The organism is Ruegeria sp. (assembly GCF_965243365.1).
Classification (GTDB): Bacteria; Pseudomonadota; Alphaproteobacteria; order Rhodobacterales; family Rhodobacteraceae; genus Ruegeria.
Genome location: NZ_CBDEUW010000002.1, coordinates 2,888,331 through 2,907,944, shown reverse-complemented (window position 1 = coordinate 2,907,944; position 19,614 = coordinate 2,888,331). Strand labels below are relative to the sequence as shown.

The 19,614-nt window shown below is 57.5% G+C and carries 22 protein-coding genes; 10 read left to right on the top strand and 12 right to left on the bottom strand.

The features are described from left to right. Positions 1-115 precede the first annotated feature (115 nt). Positions 116-1,012, top strand: a complete 897-nt coding sequence (locus tag ACP0GE_RS18120; RefSeq protein ID WP_424833304.1) for a hypothetical protein — start codon at positions 116-118, stop codon at positions 1,010-1,012. A 35-nt stretch (positions 1,013-1,047) separates the two neighbouring features. On the opposite strand, the gene ACP0GE_RS18115 is transcribed toward ACP0GE_RS18120, so the two are convergent. Then, the gene (locus ACP0GE_RS18115) at positions 1,048-1,791 is read right to left on the bottom strand and encodes a heme-dependent oxidative N-demethylase family protein (RefSeq protein ID WP_424833303.1); all 744 of its coding nucleotides are present in this window, start codon (positions 1,789-1,791) and stop codon (positions 1,048-1,050) included. A gap of 123 nt (positions 1,792-1,914) precedes the next feature. On the opposite strand from ACP0GE_RS18115, the gene dddP reads away from it, so the two are divergent. From dddP to ACP0GE_RS18100, 3 genes are all read left to right on the top strand, one after another. Further along, the gene (gene dddP / locus ACP0GE_RS18110) at positions 1,915-3,258 is read left to right on the top strand and encodes a dimethylsulfonioproprionate lyase DddP (RefSeq protein ID WP_424833302.1); all 1,344 of its coding nucleotides are present in this window, start codon (positions 1,915-1,917) and stop codon (positions 3,256-3,258) included. A 102-nt stretch (positions 3,259-3,360) separates the two neighbouring features. After that, positions 3,361-4,575: an alpha/beta fold hydrolase gene (locus ACP0GE_RS18105; RefSeq protein ID WP_424833301.1), complete on the top strand. Its 1,215-nt coding sequence runs from the start codon at positions 3,361-3,363 to the stop codon at positions 4,573-4,575. 84 nt (positions 4,576-4,659) lie between these two features. Beyond that, positions 4,660-5,493 (top strand): glycosyl transferase, encoded by an 834-nt coding sequence (locus ACP0GE_RS18100; protein ID WP_424833300.1) that lies wholly within the window; start codon positions 4,660-4,662, stop codon positions 5,491-5,493. 32 nt (positions 5,494-5,525) lie between these two features. On the opposite strand, the gene ACP0GE_RS18095 is transcribed toward ACP0GE_RS18100, so the two are convergent. From ACP0GE_RS18095 to ACP0GE_RS18065, 7 genes are all read right to left on the bottom strand, one after another. Then, entirely contained in the window at positions 5,526-6,011 is a 486-nt protein-coding gene (locus tag ACP0GE_RS18095; RefSeq protein WP_424830325.1) for a transposase, read from the bottom strand. A 111-nt stretch (positions 6,012-6,122) separates the two neighbouring features. Then, positions 6,123-6,485 carry an IS110 family transposase gene (locus ACP0GE_RS18090; protein WP_424830326.1) on the bottom strand — a complete coding sequence of 121 codons (363 nt, stop codon included), beginning with the start codon at positions 6,483-6,485 and terminating at the stop codon, positions 6,123-6,125. Positions 6,486-6,704: 219 nt separating this feature from the next. Then, a complete protein-coding gene (locus ACP0GE_RS18085; protein ID WP_424833299.1) occupies positions 6,705-7,025 on the bottom strand; it encodes a hypothetical protein in 321 nt (106 codons plus the stop codon). 10 nt (positions 7,026-7,035) lie between these two features. Further along, positions 7,036-7,596 (bottom strand): hypothetical protein, encoded by a 561-nt coding sequence (locus ACP0GE_RS18080; protein ID WP_424833298.1) that lies wholly within the window; start codon positions 7,594-7,596, stop codon positions 7,036-7,038. 137 nt (positions 7,597-7,733) lie between these two features. Next, a complete protein-coding gene (locus ACP0GE_RS18075) occupies positions 7,734-8,327 on the bottom strand; it encodes a biotin transporter BioY (RefSeq protein ID WP_424833297.1) in 594 nt (197 codons plus the stop codon). A gap of 77 nt (positions 8,328-8,404) precedes the next feature. Beyond that, positions 8,405-8,827, bottom strand: a complete 423-nt coding sequence (locus tag ACP0GE_RS18070; RefSeq protein WP_424833296.1) for a DUF6314 family protein — start codon at positions 8,825-8,827, stop codon at positions 8,405-8,407. Beyond that, positions 8,824-9,156, bottom strand: coding sequence for a hypothetical protein (locus tag ACP0GE_RS18065; RefSeq protein ID WP_424833295.1), 333 nt, complete (start codon positions 9,154-9,156; stop codon positions 8,824-8,826). The genes ACP0GE_RS18070 and ACP0GE_RS18065 overlap by 4 nt, the downstream gene beginning before the upstream one ends. A gap of 88 nt (positions 9,157-9,244) precedes the next feature. On the opposite strand from ACP0GE_RS18065, the gene purB reads away from it, so the two are divergent. The 4 genes from purB to ACP0GE_RS18045 all read left to right on the top strand — a co-directional run bounded on the left by purB (position 9,245) and on the right by ACP0GE_RS18045 (position 13,655). Beyond that, complete coding sequence (gene purB / locus ACP0GE_RS18060) at positions 9,245-10,549, top strand: adenylosuccinate lyase (RefSeq protein WP_424833294.1); 1,305 nt, start codon at positions 9,245-9,247, stop codon at positions 10,547-10,549. Positions 10,550-10,926: 377 nt separating this feature from the next. Further along, positions 10,927-11,469 (top strand): tetratricopeptide repeat protein, encoded by a 543-nt coding sequence (locus ACP0GE_RS18055; protein WP_424833293.1) that lies wholly within the window; start codon positions 10,927-10,929, stop codon positions 11,467-11,469. A 97-nt stretch (positions 11,470-11,566) separates the two neighbouring features. Next, positions 11,567-12,634: a flagellar motor switch protein FliG gene (locus ACP0GE_RS18050; protein WP_424833868.1), complete on the top strand. Its 1,068-nt coding sequence runs from the start codon at positions 11,567-11,569 to the stop codon at positions 12,632-12,634. A gap of 97 nt (positions 12,635-12,731) precedes the next feature. After that, positions 12,732-13,655, top strand: a complete 924-nt coding sequence (locus ACP0GE_RS18045) for a lysophospholipid acyltransferase family protein (protein ID WP_424833292.1) — start codon at positions 12,732-12,734, stop codon at positions 13,653-13,655. Here the strand turns inward: ACP0GE_RS18045 and ACP0GE_RS18040 are convergent, their stop codons facing one another. Next, positions 13,656-14,354, bottom strand: coding sequence for a DUF1223 domain-containing protein (locus ACP0GE_RS18040; protein WP_424833291.1), 699 nt, complete (start codon positions 14,352-14,354; stop codon positions 13,656-13,658). It lies immediately after the preceding gene. Between the two features lie 227 nt (positions 14,355-14,581). Here ACP0GE_RS18040 and acnA point away from each other — a divergent pair, with 227 nt between their 5' ends. Both acnA and ACP0GE_RS18030 read left to right on the top strand, forming a co-directional pair. Beyond that, positions 14,582-17,272: an aconitate hydratase AcnA gene (gene acnA, locus ACP0GE_RS18035; RefSeq protein WP_424833290.1), complete on the top strand. Its 2,691-nt coding sequence runs from the start codon at positions 14,582-14,584 to the stop codon at positions 17,270-17,272. A 145-nt stretch (positions 17,273-17,417) separates the two neighbouring features. Next, positions 17,418-18,119, top strand: a complete 702-nt coding sequence (locus ACP0GE_RS18030; RefSeq protein ID WP_424833289.1) for an SDR family NAD(P)-dependent oxidoreductase — start codon at positions 17,418-17,420, stop codon at positions 18,117-18,119. A gap of 20 nt (positions 18,120-18,139) precedes the next feature. Here the strand turns inward: ACP0GE_RS18030 and ACP0GE_RS18025 are convergent, their stop codons facing one another. The 3 genes from ACP0GE_RS18025 to ACP0GE_RS18015 are packed head-to-tail and all read right to left on the bottom strand — an operon-like array spanning position 18,140 to position 19,600. Continuing rightward, on the bottom strand, positions 18,140-18,679 hold the full coding sequence (locus ACP0GE_RS18025) for a DsbE family thiol:disulfide interchange protein (RefSeq protein WP_424833288.1): 540 nt from the start codon (positions 18,677-18,679) through the stop codon (positions 18,140-18,142). Beyond that, the gene (ccmD, locus tag ACP0GE_RS18020; protein WP_424833287.1) at positions 18,672-18,830 is read right to left on the bottom strand and encodes a heme exporter protein CcmD; all 159 of its coding nucleotides are present in this window, start codon (positions 18,828-18,830) and stop codon (positions 18,672-18,674) included. The genes ACP0GE_RS18025 and ccmD overlap by 8 nt, the downstream gene beginning before the upstream one ends. Continuing rightward, a complete protein-coding gene (locus tag ACP0GE_RS18015; protein WP_424833286.1) occupies positions 18,827-19,600 on the bottom strand; it encodes a heme ABC transporter permease in 774 nt (257 codons plus the stop codon). The genes ccmD and ACP0GE_RS18015 overlap by 4 nt, the downstream gene beginning before the upstream one ends. Between the last annotated feature and the right edge of the window lie 14 nt (positions 19,601-19,614).

Sequence of the window (19,614 nt, the reverse complement as noted above, 5' to 3'; positions counted from 1 at the left end):
TTTCCAGTGGGTAATCAATCTTTGTAAATTTGTATTTTTTTGCATTTTCGTCAAATTCTGCCCCCGTTTTTTGGATAATGTTCTGGCCGAGACGAATGTGGCAAAGGAAATAACTGTGACGTCCAAGCACAGATACCATGGCGGCCTGCAATTCAACGGTGACGCTGGCGGCGCGCTGAAACGCTTTGGCGACATTGTGGCGGCTACGCTTGAGGACTACGGCCATCTGGTAGAGCGCAAGACACTGCAAACCGAAACCGAGGCCAGCGTTGTCTCAAGCCAGTACCTTGTTCGTCTTGTTCTGGAAGTTGAAGATACCGTCGAAATCGAGCGATACGAGCGCATGGATCGTACCGCTGGTCTAAAAACTCTTGCGCGACCTGCCCCCTCGAAGCCGCGCAATCGGTTGAGCCTGACGATTTCCCCAGTGTCGGACCTGCTGGAAGATACCGAGATTTCCGAGATGATGCTGGTCGTGATGCTGTACCGCATGGTTGATATCTGTTCGACACAGCGGATCGAATGGCTGTCCCCGAACACCGTTCTGACGGTTGAGCAGTTTCTGGGCGCGTTCGACTCGTTCACTCCGCGCAAATCCCGGGGCCGCCAAGAGATATTCAATACAGTCAACGGCCAGTTTGCTGGCCTCGACCTTCCCAGGGCAGCCCCGGACGAACAAACAAAAAAATCCCCCCCGATCCCTATCAAGCTGACAGATGACCAGTTGCTGAGCATCGCATTTCGCACCGAACCCGAGCCGCCCCTACGGCCCGGAGACCCCACTGCGTCGGAAGAGGACGGTCCAAGCGACATTCTGCGCCTGACCAGTTGGGGCATGACGGGCGCAGTGGCAAGCGTTTCGGCCCCCATTGCGATATCACTGGCTGCGGTCAATCTGATCCGAGGCGAGGATTTCCGGCTGAACACCCAAGTTCTGGCGTTTACCACCGCCATTTTCGGATTGAACAGCAGCGGCGCAATTGCCGGTGTTGTCAACGCAATCGGTATGTAACCAAATTACCAAGACCCTCCTAAGAGACCCCGCCGTCAGGCGGGGTTTTCTTTTTCGGCCATGGCTTCCGCTGGCAACACATAAGTGTGGATTGAAAATACAACCGCTTGCGTCTGCGGCAAACGCAAAATGGTCTGCCGCTCAGTGCGCAAGTATTTTGCAACGCCGCGATCACGAATCTCACGCGGGTTCTTTGCGCTCCGCGGCTGAAACAACGTGGCGTCCTGATACCAAAGGGCGTTGAATCTCCACAACGGGCGACCCGGCTGAACTCCGTCGAACAGACGCTGCACGCGACGCGCGATACCATCGTCATAACTTTGGACCGTTTCGTGAATACCGATCAGCGGTCGCATGAATTTTTCGGACAATCGCCAACTGGCCGGAAAGCACAGAACCGCCCCTGTCAGAACATGCTCGTCACCCTGTTTCTGCAGGATACAGAAATCCTCCTGAACCAGCTGTCCAAGGGTTTGCAGCGGATCACTTCTGTCAACGGGGATTGTGATGCCGTCCGGGCGAAGAACCGTGTCACCAGCATCCGGATAGACGTGATGCAAGACCAGATCCAGCAACTCCTGCGCTGCCGGCTTGGCCATTGGATCAAGTGCCAGAACCTCCTCGCGCCTCTGTTCCAGCAAGCTTTGGCGCAGGCGCATCTGGGCGGCGAACGCCTCGTCCTGATGCAGCCATGTATCCATCGTGGCGGGCTGAATCCCGGGCAGTTTCTGTTCGGTCAGAGGATTATACGGAAGATTGGTCTGTAAGATGGGCGTCATTGGGTTGGTTTAGCACCTGGCCACCGGTTTGCCGGTCAAAAAGCGACCTTCGCACCGTCGCAAATCTCCGCGACGGTTGATTTTTGTTTCTCCACGCTCGAACCAATAGGCAGGGAGGTACGCATGAACCGGCATTACAGGGACACCCGCAAGATCGACCCGACTCGTGGGACGACTCTGGGTGATGGGACACCAAACGATAATGACCGGATCGAGATCGGACCGACCCAACTGGCGTTTTCCGAGTGGGGGTCGGCGGGGCTTTCGTTACCAAATCTTGAAGCTATGCGGGAATACCGTTGGAAAAGGCTGACCCAAGGCATTGTCGACCGAGGTTACGGCGGGCTGTTGATTTTTGATCCCTTGAACATCCGTTACGCTACCGATAGCACCAATATGCAGCTGTGGAACACTCATAACCCGTTTCGGGCCGTGCTGTTGTGTGCCGACGGGTACATGGTCATCTGGGACTACAAGAACTCTCCGTTCCTGACCAAGTTCAATCCTCTTGTGCGCGAGCAGCGTTCGGGTGCCGATCTTTTCTATTTCGACCGTGGCGACAAGGTGGATGTGGCGGCGGACGCATTCTCGAACGAGGTGCGGATCCTGATCGACGAACATGGCGGCGGCAACAAGCGTCTGGCCGTCGACAAGGTTATGCTGCACGGTCTGCGCGCGCTGGAAGCGCAAGGATTCGAAATCATGGAAGGCGAAGAGCTGACCGAGAAGACCCGTGCAATCAAAGGCCCGGATGAAATTCTTGCCATGCGCTGCGCCCACCATGCCTGCGAAACCGCCGTGGCCGAGATGGAGAAGTTTGCGCGGGGCAATGTGGGGGACGGGAAAACCTCGGAAGATGACATCTGGGCCGTACTGCATGCCGAGAACATCCGCCGCGGCGGAGAATGGATCGAGACGCGGCTTTTGACCTCGGGTCAGCGCACCAACCCGTGGTTCCAGGAATGCGGCCCAAGGATTACGCAACAAAACGAAATCATCGCCTTCGATACCGATCTGATCGGGTCCTATGGCATATGCATCGATATTTCGCGGACATGGTGGATCGGAGACCAAAAACCGCGCCCTGACATGATCTATGCCATGCAGCACGCGCATGAGCACATCATGACGAATATGGAGATGCTGAAGCCGGGCGTAACGATCCCCGAACTGACAGCCAACGCGCATCGGCTTGATGACAAATTTCAGGCACAGAAATATGGAAGCCTGATGCATGGCGTAGGTCTGTGTGACGAGTGGCCATTGGTCTCTTATCCCGACAAGGCGGTTGAAGGGGCCTTTGATTATCCGTTGGAGCCCGGCATGGTGCTATGTGTCGAAGCTTGTGTTGGCGAGGTTGGAGGGGATTTTTCAATCAAGCTGGAAGATCAGGTGCTGATTACCGAAGACGGGTATGAGAATTTGACAACCTATCCCTTTGACCCTGCGCTGATGGGGCAAACGTAACACTGAGGCGCAAAAGGTCACCTCCGCGTGAGGCGGATGTCACGCGGGTTGTGACTTCACGCCTGCGCACCCACTCTGAGGGACACGATTCAGGAGCGCCCTATGCCCACCGAACGCATCACCTTTGCCGGTCATGACGGCAGCCAACTCGCCGCGCGCCTTGACCTGCCGGATGGTCCGGTGCTGGCGACCGCCTTGTTTGCGCATTGTTTTACCTGTTCCAAGGATATTCCGGCCGCGCGTCGCATCTCGGCACGTCTGGCGGCTATGGGAATTGCCGTATTGCGGTTCGATTTCACAGGGCTGGGTCATTCAGACGGAGAGTTTGCCAACACAACCTTCACGTCGAACGTTGAAGACCTGATAGCCGCCGCGCAGTATCTGGCACAACGCAATATGGCACCGGCCCTGCTGATCGGCCATTCTCTGGGCGGTGCTGCTGTGTTGCGCGCACGGGCTGGGATACCATCTGTCAAAGCCGTGGTGACGTTTGGCGCCCCTGCTGACCCAGGCCACGTTGCTCATCATTTCGAAACCGCGCTGCCAGAAATCCAACAACAGGGCAGCGCCGAAGTCACATTGGGCGGTCGGCCCTTCCGCGTCGGCAAAGCCTTTGTAGACGATATCTCGGAAGCTGCGCTGACCCCGGCGATTGCCGAATTGAGGACCGCCTTGCTGATCCTGCATGCCCCCCGGGACGAGACGGTCAGCATCGACAACGCCAGCACCATCTTTCTGGCCGCAAAACACCCCAAAAGCTTTGTGACCCTAGACAATGCGGATCACCTGATTACCCGGGCCGAAGACGCGGAATATGCCGCCGACGTAATTGCCGCCTGGGTATCGCGATATGTAAAGCTCAACCCGCCCGCCCCGCCGCCCGGGGCCCCCGAGGGCGTCGTGCGCGTAACCGAGGCCGACCCGGCAGGCTTCCTACAGGACATACAAGCAGGGCCCAAGCATCACGCAGTAGCGGATGAACCTGCATCGTACGGAGGAACGGACAAAGGGATGTCGCCTTATGGTTTCGTGTCTTCCGGGCTGGGCGCTTGCACCTCGATGACGGTTCGCATGTATGCGCGGCGAAAACAGTGGCCCCTTGCGGGTATTTCAGTGGACGTCTGCCATGACAAGGTCCATGCACAGGACGCTGGGTTGGCAGGGGAAGGTAAAGTAGATCAGTTCAGACGGAAAATCCGGCTGGAAGGTCCTCTGACGCCTGAACAAAAAGCCAAACTGCTGGAAATCGCCGATAAGTGCCCCGTGCACCGGACGTTGGAAGCGTCGGCCCATATCACCACCGAATTGATCGAATAACACTCGGCACCAACGGGTTGCGCAGCACGGTGGAACCGGATTTCAAACTTGATGCGCCCGAAGGCGGCTGTTAGCCATGCAGCCATGAGAAAGCAGATCGTTTGCATCAACTGGGGCACAAAATACGGGGCACCCTACATCAATCGCCTTTACAGAATGGTGTGCGCCAACACCACGCCGCCCTTCCGATTTGTCGCCTTCACGGACACACGCGAGGGCGTTGATCCCGGTGTTGAGTGTTTCGACCTGCCCGAGATGCCGGGCTTTATGCCCGAGCGAACCATCGGCCAATGGCCCAAATCCCGTCTCTGGGCGGCAGAGCTTGGCGACCTGAAAGGGGCGTTTCTGTTTGTGGATCTGGATGTTGCAATCACCGGATCACTGGACCCTTTCTTCGAATTTGGCGATGAAAACGACGTGGTGCTGGCCCGAAACATTGCCAAACCCCTGCACAAGCTGGGGCAAACCTCGATTTACCGCATGCCTGTTGGGGCATTGGCCCCTTTGCAGGACATGTTTGCGGCAGACCCTCAGGGCGTTGCAGACAAATATCGGTTTGAGCAGCACTTCGTGACCAAAAACGCCCCAAACGGCGTGAAGTTCTGGCCAGGCGGATGGGTTCGCCATTTTCGGATCGAGTGTATTCCAACCTTCCCACTGAACTATTTTGTCGAACCACGTTTGCCAAAGGGAACCCGTGTGGTCATTTTTGCGGGCAGCCTCAATCCGCCAGACGCGATCCTTGGTCAATACAACAAGGCAAATCCGCACCTTCCCCCTTGGCAGCACATCAAACGGGCCGTGAAATCCCCGAAAAAGATCAAGTCGTTGCGGCAGTTCATGTGGCCAGCAACCTGGGTCAGAACAATCTGGGAGAAAGCGGAACAGGATCAGGCTTCATCGCCAAAACCCAGTTAATCTCGCCGAATAAAGCCTAGCAACTGTATTTCTCAGGCAATCTGCGATCCCCACTTTTCGCGCGATTTGCATAGTGCGTTCACGATTGTAATGAGCTTTCGGGCAACTGCCGTAATGACCACCTTGTGCGGCTTGCCGGCGGCGCGAAGGCGATCTGCGAAGGTTTTCAGGACCGGGTTGTGATGGCTGGCAACGAGGGCGGCCTGGAACAACACGTGTCGCAGCGCACGACGTCCGCCTCCAATGGCGCGCTTGCCGCGCATTGCGCCGCTGTCATGTGCTATGGGAGCAAGGCCTGTGAGGGCTGCGGCCTGTTCGCCTGTGATCTGGCCGAGCTCTGGCATTTCAGCGATCAGCATCGTGCTGGCGACCGGACCGATCCCGGGGACGGAGCGCAGGATGTCACAGGTCGCAGCCAAGCTTTCTTCGGTTGCGATGGTCTGTTCGATACGGGTTTCGAGCCCTGCTATCTGACGATCCAGCAGGTCTTTCAGTTCGCCATCAATGGCTTCAAACATCTCTGCCGATCCCAATTTCTGATGCGCTTTGATCTGCACCAGAAGCCGCTTTCTTGTTTCAACGAGTTGCCCGCGCTTTGATGCCAAGGCTCTGAGTTGGCGCAATTTTTCCTATGGAAGGTTACGTCCTGCTTCGGGCCGGAACGTCATGAAGCGCGCAATCAGTTCGGCGTCGATCCGGTCCGTCTTGGCGCGCGTGCCACAACTGGCAGCAAAGGCCTTGATCTGTGCTGGTGGCAATTGCCTCGTGGCAATCCCAGCCGCATCGAGGGCGGACCACAAACGCCATTCCTGTCCGCCAGTCGCTTCAAAGCACACCAACGCGCCGTCCGCGCATATCGACCTAGCAAGCTTTGTATGTCCAACTTTCGTGTTTGGCAGGCGAAATCTCCAACCGTCTGGCAGGCGGTGGATATCCAGCCAATCGCGGCTGACATCTATGCCAATGATCCGTTCATGTGATACTTTGCTCATGCTCTCTTCCTTCTGCTCCGCGGTCCAAGGCGGCCGCAATCAACTGTTCGAGACGATGAAGAGAGGCGGTGCCGACAGGCTAGGAAACGTGGTCATGCCACAAGGGTCAGACGTCGAGCACCACCCCGCCATCGGCCCAGGCCGGGGCCGGTGACGGGGGAAATCTAGCAGATCAGAGATACAGAAGGGGTCAGACCTTTCAGCCTAACCCCGCTTTGCTTACCGTCGCGGTCTGGCCGGGCGGTGGATCGGCGGTCGCGCTGCCGGAGGCCGTGCGACCGGCGGGCTTGGACGCGCTGGAGGCTTTGCGACAGGTGGTTTCGGCCGCGCAGGTGGCGGCTTGGGGCGACCCGGGCGGTCAACGTCTATATCAACATCGACGTCGTGGTAATAGTCGTTCCACAGCATCGAGTCGTAGAACGGATCATACCCGTACCCGACTCCAACTCCCACTGCGACACCATCACAGGCCGACAGCGTGATTGTGGAAACTCCAAGCCCCAATGCCAGGGCAGCGCGTCTCAGGTTTTTGTGTGTCATCTGAGCCTCCTCACTGCGCGGACCGGAAAGACGCGAAGACGTCGTTCATCACATCGGTATAGGCCGGATCCGCGCCATCGCGCAGGATGGCAACAACCACGGCAACCCGACCGCGCGGCAAGTCGATCACGGTGGCGGTGAAGTTGATACCCCTTCCGTCGCGATTTCCGGTGCCGCGGATCACCTGCGCCGGCAAACCGCCGATGCGTGTGTTACTGGTGCTGGTCACAATCGGTTCCTTGACCAGAAACTTGTCAATATCCTCAAGGTATTGCAGCCCGCCCTGAATGCTCTCCACACCTGCCGGAGAAACAAAGCCCATCCAGACATTGTCATCCGTCACCGGGCGCAGGCCCATAACGCGGGCCACGGCACGGGGATCACCCAGTTCTGTATCCTCAATCTCACGCGGGCCACCGGTTCTCAGCGTCCAGAAATCGGGGACGTTGAAGGAAAACAAGGCACGGCCGTCATCGGTGTATGTCACCGGGGTCTCTGCAACTGCGGGTGCCATGCTGCCCATCCATGCGACGGTACAGGCCACCACCGCTGAGCCAAATAAAATACGCATATCTCAATAACCTGATCGTTTCTCGACCATCAGCTTGGCCCGTGTGCACCCGGCTTGTCCAGTACCTGCCTGATCAGACAACAAAAAAACCGCGCCTCAGGTCGAGGCGCGGTATCGATTTTCTAATGAGATGCGGATCAGCTGCGCGCGTCGCCGACCAGTTTCCACAAGGCCGGGATCAGCAGAGCAGCCAGACCCAACTTGATCAGGTCGCCGATCAGATAGGGTGTCAGCCCCCATTCCATCGTCTGCTCCCAGCCAGAGGTGAACTGGTGCAGCCACAACACGCCCGGTACATAGATCAGCACATTCGCCAGCAACATCGGACCCGCCATGGTCTCGACCGACCGATCCAGTCCGCGCCGCGCGGTATAACCCAGATAGAGCGTGGCCAGTACGTAGCCAACCAGATACCCGCCGGTGCCGCCCATCATATAGGTCAGGCCAAATTTTTCGGCGGAAGAGTTTGCAAACACATCAAAGCCCAGCGCGCCGACCAGCAGATACCCTAGGATGGTTATCAACCCCAGCCGCGGCCCATAAGCCGCCCCGATGGTCAGCACCGCAAAGGTGCCCATTGTGATTGGCACCGGCGAAGGAAACATCGGCACCTTGATCTTCGCGGCAACGGCAAGTGCCAAAATACCCAAAACCACCAGAACCACTTGCTTGACGCGCAGCGCCGTGCCCTCATGCGGGCCTATCGCGTTGGCCAGAACGTTTGCATTCATCTTCACTTCTCCCAATTCGGACCAGGATTTCTGCAACAGCAATGCTCTCTAGAGACTCAAACTGCAAGATGATTACGCTATCGCAGCAGATATTCGGTATCCATTTCATAAGATTTTCTGGGGCCGGACACCACCCACCTGACGCTCCATCGCGGCCAGTTCGAAAAGTCATAGACCGCATCATAGCTGTCGGGTGGGCAATCATGGTGATCAGACACATGAGGCAGACCCAGTTTCAGTGCGTGAAAATAGCGGTCATCCTCGAAATGAACCGCGATCCGATCCCCGCCGTCGCGCCACAGATACCGGCGCGTGCCTTTCATTTCGGCCTGCCCGGGAATACGCAAAGTCACCTTTTCATCATAAAGCAACCCGTCCGGGTCCGGGCGCATATCCGCGATGCCCTCGGCCTGCACTACCTGCCCTGCCCGCGCATCCCGAATCGTACGGCTCAGCAACCAGCTGCCCTCAAAATCAGCAAGGCTTTGGGGAAGGTTCATTTCACATATGTACCGTCGGTTACCTCGCCGCGATCATCAACGAACCGGATCACGTCGCCATTCTGTTGCACGTCATAACACGCCCACAGGTCCGACGGAGGCCAGACCGAGCAATACCGATCCTCGCGCACTGCCCAGCGTCCGGCGCTTGGGCGGCCTGAGAAATACTGCGTCTGCATGTGTTCATCAAAGGTCTGCCAGATGCCTTTCCCATAATCGAGCTTCTTGCCCGTCAGCGCAGCCAGAATTTCTTCTCCGGTCAACGTTTGGAAGTCACCTGCGATCAGGCAACCGGGCCACAAGGCCAAAATCAGGGCAAACCGTCTCATATTCGCACTCGCGCCTTGTTCCTTTACGCACACGCGGCTAAACCCCGCGCCAACGCCTCATCCCAAGCATAAAAAGGTGCTGCTGCCAATGATTCCACGTTACTCCCGCCCCGACATGGTCGCGATCTGGTCGCCCGAGACCAAGTTCCGCATCTGGTATGAGATCGAGGCGCATGCCTGCGACGCCATGGCCGATCTGGGCGTAATCCCGCGTGAGAATGCCGAGGCCGTGTGGAAAGCCAAAGACGTGGAATTCGACGTGGCCCGCATCGATGAAATCGAAGCCGTCACCAAGCATGACGTCATCGCCTTCCTGACCCATCTGGCCGAACATGTCGGCAGCGAAGAGGCGCGGTTCGTGCATCAGGGCATGACTTCTTCGGACGTGCTGGACACCTGCCTGAACGTGCAGCTGACCCGCGCCGCAGATATCCTGATCGCCGACCTCGAAGGTCTGCTGGCTGCCCTCAAACGCCGCGCGATCGAACACAAAAACACCATCCGCATCGGCCGTAGCCACGGCATCCATGCCGAGCCGACCACCATGGGCCTGACCTTTGCCCGTTTCTACGCCGAGATGGACCGCAACCTGTCCCGTATGCGCGACGCCCGCGCCGAGGTCGCCACCGGCGCGATCAGTGGCGCGGTTGGCACCTTCGCCAACATCGACCCGCGTGTGGAAGAACATGTCTGCGATCAATTGGGTCTGGTGCCCGAGCCGATCAGCACGCAGGTTATCCCACGCGACCGTCATGCGGCGTTCTTTGCCACTTTGGGCGTCATCGCCAGCAGCATCGAAAACATCGCCATCGAAATCCGCCACATGCAGCGAACCGAGGTGTTGGAAGGGGCCGAGTTCTTCTCGATGGGCCAAAAAGGCTCCTCAGCCATGCCGCATAAGAAAAACCCTGTGCTGACCGAGAACCTGACCGGTCTGGCACGAATGGTGCGGGCAGCCGTGATCCCGGCGATGGAAAATGTGGCGCTGTGGCACGAGCGCGATATCTCACATTCCTCGGTTGAACGCATGATTGGGCCGGACGCCACGATCACTCTGGACTTTGCGTTGGCCCGTCTGACCGGCGTGATCGACAAGATGCTGATCTTCCCCGAGAACATGCTGGAAAACATGAACAAGTTCCCCGGTCTGGTGATGAGCCAGCGGGTTCTGCTGGCACTGACCCAAGCTGGTGTCAGCCGTGAAGATGCCTATGCCATGGTTCAACGCAACGCGCTGAAGGTCTGGGAACATCGCACCGATTTCAAAGAGGAACTGTTGGCAGACGCCGACGTCACCGCCGCGCTTAGCCCGGAAGAAATCGAAGAGAAATTCGACCTTGGCTACCACACCAAACATGTCGACACGATCTTTGCGCGCGTTTTTGGCGAATAAACCAAGGTAATCAATGCCCTTCAAAAGGCCCGGCAGCAACTTGCTGACCGGGCCTTATTCTTTGCCAGAAAGCCAAAAACCGGCTATTCTTACAGAGCATTTTCCACTTGGGGGAAACATCATGGTTCGGACTTTTCTCTGCTCAATGGCGCTGGTTTTCACTGCAACGGCTGGCCTTGCGTGCAGCGCCCATTCGCAACAAACACAATCCTGTGCAGACGGCACATTTTGGGACACTGAATCCCAAAGCTGCATGAAAATCGTCAATAGCTGACGATTTTCTTTCCTACTTGTGAATAAAAACGGTCGGATGGTTGTTAGCTTTCTTGAAGATCGCACTATGATTTTGTGAACAGCCCCGAGAACGGAGTAGGAATATGCGCTTATTGTTCGTTACCGCAATTGCATTTCAGGCATTTGCTTTCGCCCCTTTGGTTCATGCAGCGGGCGGCGGCGAAAACAATCCACCCAAGCCCACCAACACCACGAAAAAATGCCTGTTTGGTCGCGTCTATGACGAAACCGCCGGTAAATGTGTCAAGCCGAACAAGACCAATTTCACTGACGACCAACTTTATGAAGCCGTGCGCGAATTGGCCTATGACGGGCAATATGAACACGCGCAGGATATTTTGCGCATCATGGATCAAAATGATGATCGCGTGTTGACCTATTGGGGCTTCACCTATCGCAAAATGGGTGAGCTTGCATTGGCGAACGCGTTCTACGAAGACGCTATCGCGACCAACCCCGACAATATCTTAGCCCGCAGCTATATGGGGCAAGGCTTTGTCTCTGAAGGGAAAACCGATCTGGCCATCGCCCAGTGGCGCGAGATCAAGGCGCGTGGCGGTGAAGGCACTTGGGCCGAAGCATCTTTGCGCGAGGCCATCCAAACGGGGCTGACCTACAGCTACTAGGGTTCAGGGTTTCTTTACCCGACTCCCGGTAATTTGCCTGTGACGCGAAATTTGGTGCAGCAGGTAAATGCAGGACAGAAACGCTTTGGTGCAGATGATGCCGGGTTCACAGGCGTCGGCAATCGAAACATCGGATGCCGACACCCCCGCCGTTGCCCCCCGGTCGCTGAGCCGCACGGAAAAAGCAGCCGTCATCGTGCGGCTGCTTTTGAATGAGGGCGCGGATATCCCGCTGGAGGAGCTGCCGGATTCGCTTCAGGAACAACTGACGCATCAACTGGGCCGCATGGGATTGGTTGACCGGGTCACTCTCGGCGCAGTGGCGCAGGAGTTCGCGGACGCGCTGGACAGTGTGGGTTTGTCCTTCCCGCATGGGTTGGCAGGTGCTTTAGACGCGGTGAACGGCAAGATCGCCCCCGCCACCGCAGCGCGATTGCGCAAAGTTGCAGGCGTAAGGCAGGTCGGCGACCCCTGGCAGAGATTGCGCGAAGTCCCGACAGAGGATCTGGCTCTGATGGCTCAGGCGGAAAGCACCGAAATTGCCGCCGTCATGCTTTCGAAACTCGAAACGGCCAAGGCAGCACAGTTGCTGGGCCACCTGCCCGGCCCGGTCGCGCGGCGGATCACATATGCAGTCTCCAAAACCGCCAATGTAACGCCCGAGGCGGTCGAGCGGATCGGATGGTCTCTGGCCGCCCAGTTAGACCAGCGCCCGTCCCTGGCATTCAAAGACGGCCCCGGAGCACGAGTGGGTGCGATTCTGAATCAATCCGCGGCAACAACGCGGGACGGGTTGCTGACTGCACTTGATGAAGAAGATACGGAGTTTGCAAACACGGTCCGTAAATCCCTGTTTGTATTCGCCCATCTGCCGGACCGCATTTTGCCGCGCGATGTCCCTGCGGTGTTTCGGGAAATCGAACAGCCCACGTGGATAACTGCGATGGCCGGTGCCAAAACTAATGACGACCAGGCTGCCGTCGACTTTTTGTTGTCCAACATATCCTCTCGCATGGCCGACAATCTGCGCGAAGAAATTGGCGAGCGTGGCAAGGTCAAACAGCAAGAGGCCGAAGAAGCGATGTCCGTTATTATCTCCGCCATTCAAAACCTTCAGGAACAAGGTGCAATAGCTCTGATCGAGGCAGATGAGGATGAGGAGTAAACGACACTCGCCATCGATGGCTGGCTGGCGCTTGTGAACGGGATACGGGGCCTGTATGTCTGGGGCCGCACTTTCAAACACCCGGTGAGTCCTCTCCATGCCAGCAAATAAGTCCAAACTAAGCCGGATTGAGCTTGGCAAATATTACATCGCCAACATGTTCCTGAAAGCTGTGATCGGCGGCATGCGGATGCTTCCCTATGAAAAGCGCATTGCCGCGATGGGTGCGATTGTCCGGTGGCTGGCGCCGGTTGTGGGTTACCGGACACGCGTGCGGCGCAACCTGAAACTCACCTGCCCTGACCTGTCCGAGGCAGAAGTAAAACGCATCTGCCGCGCCGTACCCGACAACGCCGGTCGCGCGATTATGGAGCATTTCTCGTCAGAAGGTTTCATAAAACGGCAGACCAACGCCAAGATTTCCGGCCCGGGGGTCGAAGCCTTTGACCGGGCCGCCGCCGAGGGCAAGCCGGTTATGATGATCACCGCGCATTTCGGGCATTACCTTGCCGCGCGTGTCGCGTTGCAGGCCCGCAGTGGCAAACCAATTGGCTGTCTGTATCGTCGAATGGCAAACCCCTATTTCAACGATATGTATGTCGACGCTTTTTACGAGACCGGCGCGCCAATGTTCGAACAGGGACGCCGCGGCATGGTTGAAATGGTCCGCACCCTCAAAAGCGGAGGCATCATCGCCATTGTGTCAGACTTGCATGCACAGGGTGGTGAGGAACTTACCTTTTTCGGAAAACCTGCCGTGACTTCGGTGCTGAATGCGGAACTGGCTATAAAATACAAGGCCGTGTTGATCCCTTGCTACGCCGTGCGCCAACCCAACGGCATCGATTTTGAAATTGTCCTGCACGACCCTGTGCCACACACCGATCCCAAGACCATGACGCAATTCACCAATGACGATCTTGAGGCGATGGTCCGTCAGCATATGGGTCAGTGGTTCTGGATCCACCGCCGCTGGAAATCCTGGCGCGGGCTGGGTGTGAAACCTCAGGATATGCCCTGACTACTTGACCCGCGCGGCCGCCACAATCGGCCCGTGATCCACCTGTTGAACCAACACGACCGCCGGTAAATCATCCGGCAAGGTCAATTCGAAAGTCTGAGCGGCGGCACCGTTCCACCTGCCCGCGCTCTGCCAGCCTTCGACCACATTTGCATAGTCCAGATCATGCCCCGCCAATTCACCCCGCCGGATCGATGCATGGCGCAGCGGTGAATATTGCACCACGCGAATATCGTAATGTTCACCCGCTGGCAGTTCGAAGGGCGTGACACTTACCTTAATCTCTTCCCCGACCCGCGAGGCGGTAACTTCGGCCTTGGGCGCGGACGCCAGATGCACGCCAATGATCTGGCGCAATTCGCCTTCATTCGCTCCAACAACGTCATTTTGCCCGTTGATCACCATCTGAGGCGTGTAGATCATCGTTTGACCGGCATGCCGCGCATAAGCCCTTTGACGCAGAGCGTGGTCGGGGTCGGCATATTCGTCTTTCCACCCGATATAATCCCAATAATCCACATGCAGCGCCAGACCGATCACATCATCCCGTTTGGCCAAATCGTGCATGATCCGGTCCGCCGGAGGACAGGAAGAACAGCCCTGCGAGGTAAAAAGCTCGACCACCACCGGGTCCGATCCGGCCTGGGCCGACGGGACAAAAAACAACGAAGCAAGCGCGATGGCGGCAGGTTTGATCATGGTAGAATCCAAGTCTGATAGGCGATGTTCAAGTTCTAAACCGATCTTCCTTCACCTACCAATCAAGGTTTCTTGAGAGGTTGATGGCGAAATTTTGCAAAAATGTGTGCAATGGTATACAAAAATTGCCGCAGGTGGCCTGTTGGACCTTGAACCGAAGGCAAACGTCATGCAGATACCCCTCAGCGAATCCCATATTCCACGTCATTTGAGAGGGAGGCCATAAGATGCCCATCAAAGTTGGACAGGATACCGCCAAAACACGCCGCAGCCTGAGCGTGAATGGCAAGTCCATTTCCTATTACTCGATCCCCGCCGCGCAAGAGGCCGGTCTGGGTGACTTCTCGAAACTGCCTGCCGCGCTGAAAGTGGTGCTGGAAAACATGCTGCGGTTCGAGGATGACGGTTTTTCGGTCTCGGTTGACGACATCAAGGCCTTCGCCGAATGGGGTGCGAAAGGCGGTAAAAACCCGCGTGAGATCGCCTATCGCCCGGCCCGAGTTCTGATGCAGGACTTCACCGGCGTCCCTGCTGTGGTCGATTTGGCCGCGATGCGTGACGGTATCAAAGGTCTGGGTGGCGACGCGCAGAAGATCAACCCGCTGAACCCGGTTGATCTGGTCATCGACCACTCGGTCATGATTGACGAGTTCGGCAACCCGCGCGCGTTCCAGATGAACGTGGACCGTGAATACGAACGCAACATGGAGCGGTATCAGTTCCTGAAATGGGGCCAGAACGCCTTTAATAACTTCCGCGTTGTTCCCCCCGGCACCGGCATCTGCCACCAGGTGAACCTGGAATATCTAGCCCAGACCGTCTGGACCGATACCGATCAGAACGGGGACGAGGTTGCTTATCCCGATACGCTGGTTGGCACCGACAGCCACACCACCATGGTCAACGGCATGGCCGTACTTGGCTGGGGCGTTGGCGGGATCGAGGCCGAGGCCGCGATGCTGGGTCAGCCGATCTCAATGCTGATCCCCGAGGTTGTGGGCTTTGAATTGACCGGGTCCATGGTCGAAGGCACCACTGGCACCGACCTGGTTCTGAAAGTCGTCGAGATGCTGCGCGAAAAAGGTGTGGTGGGTAAATTCGTTGAATTCTACGGCGAAGGTCTGGACCGTCTGCCGCTGGCCGACCGTGCGACCATCGCCAACATGGCACCCGAATATGGCGCGACCTGTGGCTTCTTCCCGATTGACGGGGAAACCCTGCGCTATATGAGGAACACGGGCCGTGACGAAGACCGCATCGCGCTGGTCGAAGCCTATGCCAAAGAGAACGGCTTCTGGCGCGGCGCGGACTATGCACCGATCTACACCGACACGCTGTCGCTGGATATGGGCACCATCGTGCCCGCGATCTCGGGCCCGAAACGTCCGCAGGACTATGTCGCTCTGACCGACGCCAAAGCCGCCTTCACCAAAGAAATGGAAGAGACTTTCAAGCGCCCGATGGGCAAACAGGTCGAGGTCAAAGGTGAGGAATACGGCATGGAGTCGGGCAAGGTTGTGATCGCCTCGATCACCTCCTGCACCAACACCTCGAACCCCTACGTGATGATCGGCGCGGGCCTTGTGGCGCGCAAAGCTGCCGCGTTGGGTTTGGATCGCAAGCCGTGGGTCAAGACATCGCTGGCCCCCGGTTCGCAAGTTGTGTCGGCCTATCTTGAGGCGGCTGGTCTGCAGGAAGATCTGGACAAGATCGGCTTCAACCTCGTGGGTTACGGCTGCACCACCTGTATCGGCAACTCGGGTCCGATCCAGAGGGAAATCAGCGAAGCCATTGCCGAAGGTGACCTGGTCGCAACCTCGGTTTTGTCGGGCAACCGCAACTTCGAAGGCCGCATCTCGCCGGATGTGCGCGCCAACTATCTGGCCTCGCCACCGTTGGTCGTGGTCTATGCGCTGGCCGGTACTCTGGACATTGACCTGACTTCGGAACCGATCGGTCAGGACAAGGATGGCAACGATGTCTACATGAAAGACATCTGGCCGACGCAGAGCGAAATCGCAGAGCTGGTTGAGGCGACCGTGACTCGCGATGCGTTCCAGTCGAAATACGCGGACGTCTTCAAAGGCGATGAAAAGTGGCAGAACGTCGATGTTCCGCAGCAGGAGACCTATGACTGGCCGCCGACCTCGACCTATATCCAGAACCCGCCCTATTTCCAGGGCATGGGAGCCGAGCCGGGCACGATCTCGAACATCGAAGGGGCCAAGGTTCTGCTGATCCTGGGGGACATGATCACCACAGACCATATCTCGCCCGCCGGTTCGTTTGCGACGACCACACCTGCCGGTAAGTATCTGACCGACCGTCAGGTTCAGCCGCGCGAGTTCAACTCTTACGGTTCGCGCCGCGGTAACCACGAGATCATGATGCGCGGCACATTCGCCAATATCCGCGTCAAGAACGAGATGCTGGATGGTGTCGAAGGCGGTTACACCAAAGGCCCCGATGGCGAGCAGACCTCGGTCTATGAGGCGTCGATGGCCTATCAGGAACAGGGCACGCCGCTGGTCGTCTTTGGCGGCGAACAGTACGGTGCGGGCTCGTCGCGCGACTGGGCGGCCAAAGGGACTGCCCTGCTGGGTGTGAAAGCCGTGATCGCCGAGAGCTTTGAGCGCATCCACCGCTCGAACCTGGTTGGTATGGGCGTGATCCCGTTCGAGTTCACGGGTGGGGATACACGCAAATCGCTAGGTCTGAAGGGGGATGAGACCGTCTCAATCCACGGGTTGGACTCGGTTGAACCGCTGCAAGAGGTGCCCTGCACGATCGTTTACGGCGACGGCGCCGAGAAGACGATCACCCTGAAGTGCCGCATCGATACCGCGCCCGAGATCGAATACATCGAGAACGGCGGTGTGCTTCAATACGTGCTGCGGAATCTGGCCAAAGCCAGCTGAGGCTGCATTTTTGAAGAGTTGTGAAAGGACGCCCATGGCGTCCTTTTGCTTTTTGCGAGGCTCTGCCTCGCGCTCCGAGGTATTTTTGAACAGAAGAAGTTGAATTCTCACACTACTCAGGCTCTGGTGCGCTGAGGAGGTTGATATGGGCAAAGTTGCATTGGTAACCGGTGGATCGCGTGGCATTGGCAGGGCGATCGTGGAAGATTTAAACCAGGATTACAGCGTGGCCTTCACCTGGCATTCCACCCTTCCTCCGGCGTCACTTTTAGGGGAAGACACGCTGCCGATAAAGTCGGACCTGACGCAGCCTGATCAGCCCGCGGCAGTGATCGCGCAAACACTGCAGCGATTTGGGCGTCTGGATGTGATCGTCAACAATGCCGGTCTTGTGAAGATGACCCCGAAGGAGGAGTTTCAGTTCGACGACCACCGGGCGATTCTGGATTTGAACCTGTTGGCGCCGGTCGCGCTTTTGTCAGCGGCCTTGCCGCATTTGAAACGCGGGGCCGCGGTTGTCAGTATTTCTTCTATGAATGCTATCTTGCCGCCGCGTGATGCAGCCACCTATGGGGCAAGCAAGGCAGCGTTGAACCTCTGGACGCGAGCCATGGCGAAAGAGCTTGGACCGGACGGGATTCGCGTCAACGCAGTCGCCCCCGGCGCGATCAACACGCCCGAGGCACCACGATCAGATGAGCTGACGGCAAAATTTGTGGCGGAAACGGCTTTGGGGCGTGCGGGTGCTCCGAAGGATATTGCCAGGGTCGTAAGGTTTCTTGCCTCTGACGATGCAGCATTCATCACCGGAGAAACACTGTCTGTCACGGGTGGCTACAGGCTTTAGAGGACACCTCGGCCACGGGCTCAGTTGCCGGATGCCTTTTCCAACGCAGGGCGGAGCGTGTTTTTGATCACACGCTGCGTCACTGGTCCGGCAATCCGCAGGATAATCGTACCGTCCCCATCGATCACATAGGTTTCGGGCACGCCATAAACGCCCCAATCCAACCCCATACGCCCCTGCTCATCCCGGCCAATCCCGCGATAAGGATCGCCAAGCTCGACCAGAAAAGCTTCGGCATTGTTCAACTGATCTTTGTAGTTAATGCCGTAGACCGGGATGCCTTCGTCAGACAATGCCTGCAGGTTGGGATGCTCAACCCGGCATGGCGCGCACCAACTGGCCCAATAATTGACCAGCTTAACCTCTCCGTCGCGCAATGTGGCATCGTCGAAACCCGGTTTGCCCGCGAACTCGGTCAGAACGACCGGGGGCGCGAGCTGCCCCTCGCGCGCGGATGGCAGTGCGTTGGGATCGTCGCGGAACATACCAATCCCCGCCAATACAGCGAAGGCACCAAAGATCAACGGAGGAGCCAGCATAAGCGGGGAAATCTTAGCCATTGCGGGTCATCCTTTGTTCGACCTTTTCCATTTCAGCCCGAACTTTGCGGCCACGCATCACACTAAACACCACCAACGCGATCAGTAAGACAATCGAGGCCGCGTATGCGGACAGAACCGTATCAGCATATTTTCCAAGATCGGGGATCATCCGCTTACCCTTTCCCGCGCCAGCAACACCTTGACCCGACGGGCGCGAATTTCTGTTCCGGTGCGGTAAAACACCAGCGCAATGAACAACAGAACAAAGCCCACGATACACAGCAGCAGCGGATAGAAGTAGATGTTGCTGACCTTCTCTTCGGTATCGGCACCGGTAATCGCCCCGGCCCGCATGACCGATGCCCCTTGATGCAGACCCTGGTTCCAGAAATTCACCGCATAGCGGCTGAGGAGGGCAAAAACTGATCCCACCAGGCACAGCACAGACGTCAGATCGGCGGCGGTGTCCGGATCCTCGATGGCTTCCCACAGGGCCACATAGCCCAAGTAGAACAGGAACAGGATCAGGAACGAGGTCAGGCGCGGGTCCCACGCCCACCATGTGCCCCACATGGGCTGGCCCCAAATGGCGCCGGTCGCCAGCGCTATCAACGTCATCACAATACCTATCGGGGCAGCGGCGCGGGCCGCCAGCGCACTGACGTGGTGACGCCGCACCAGCCAAACCAGCGAGGTCGCCAGCATCATCAGCCAACAGTTGATCGCCATCAGTGCCGACGGAACATGCAAATAGATGATCTTGACGGTCGAACCTTGCTTGTAGTCATCCGGAGTAAAGAAAAAGCCCCAGACCAGCCCGACAACCAGGCACAAACCTGCACTGATCCAGAAGAACGGCAGGACCCGTTCACTGGTGGCCAGGAATTTCCTTGGATTGGCATATTCCCAAAGGGAGTTGGCTTTGGCTGCGATTGACATGGGCTCTATCTAGT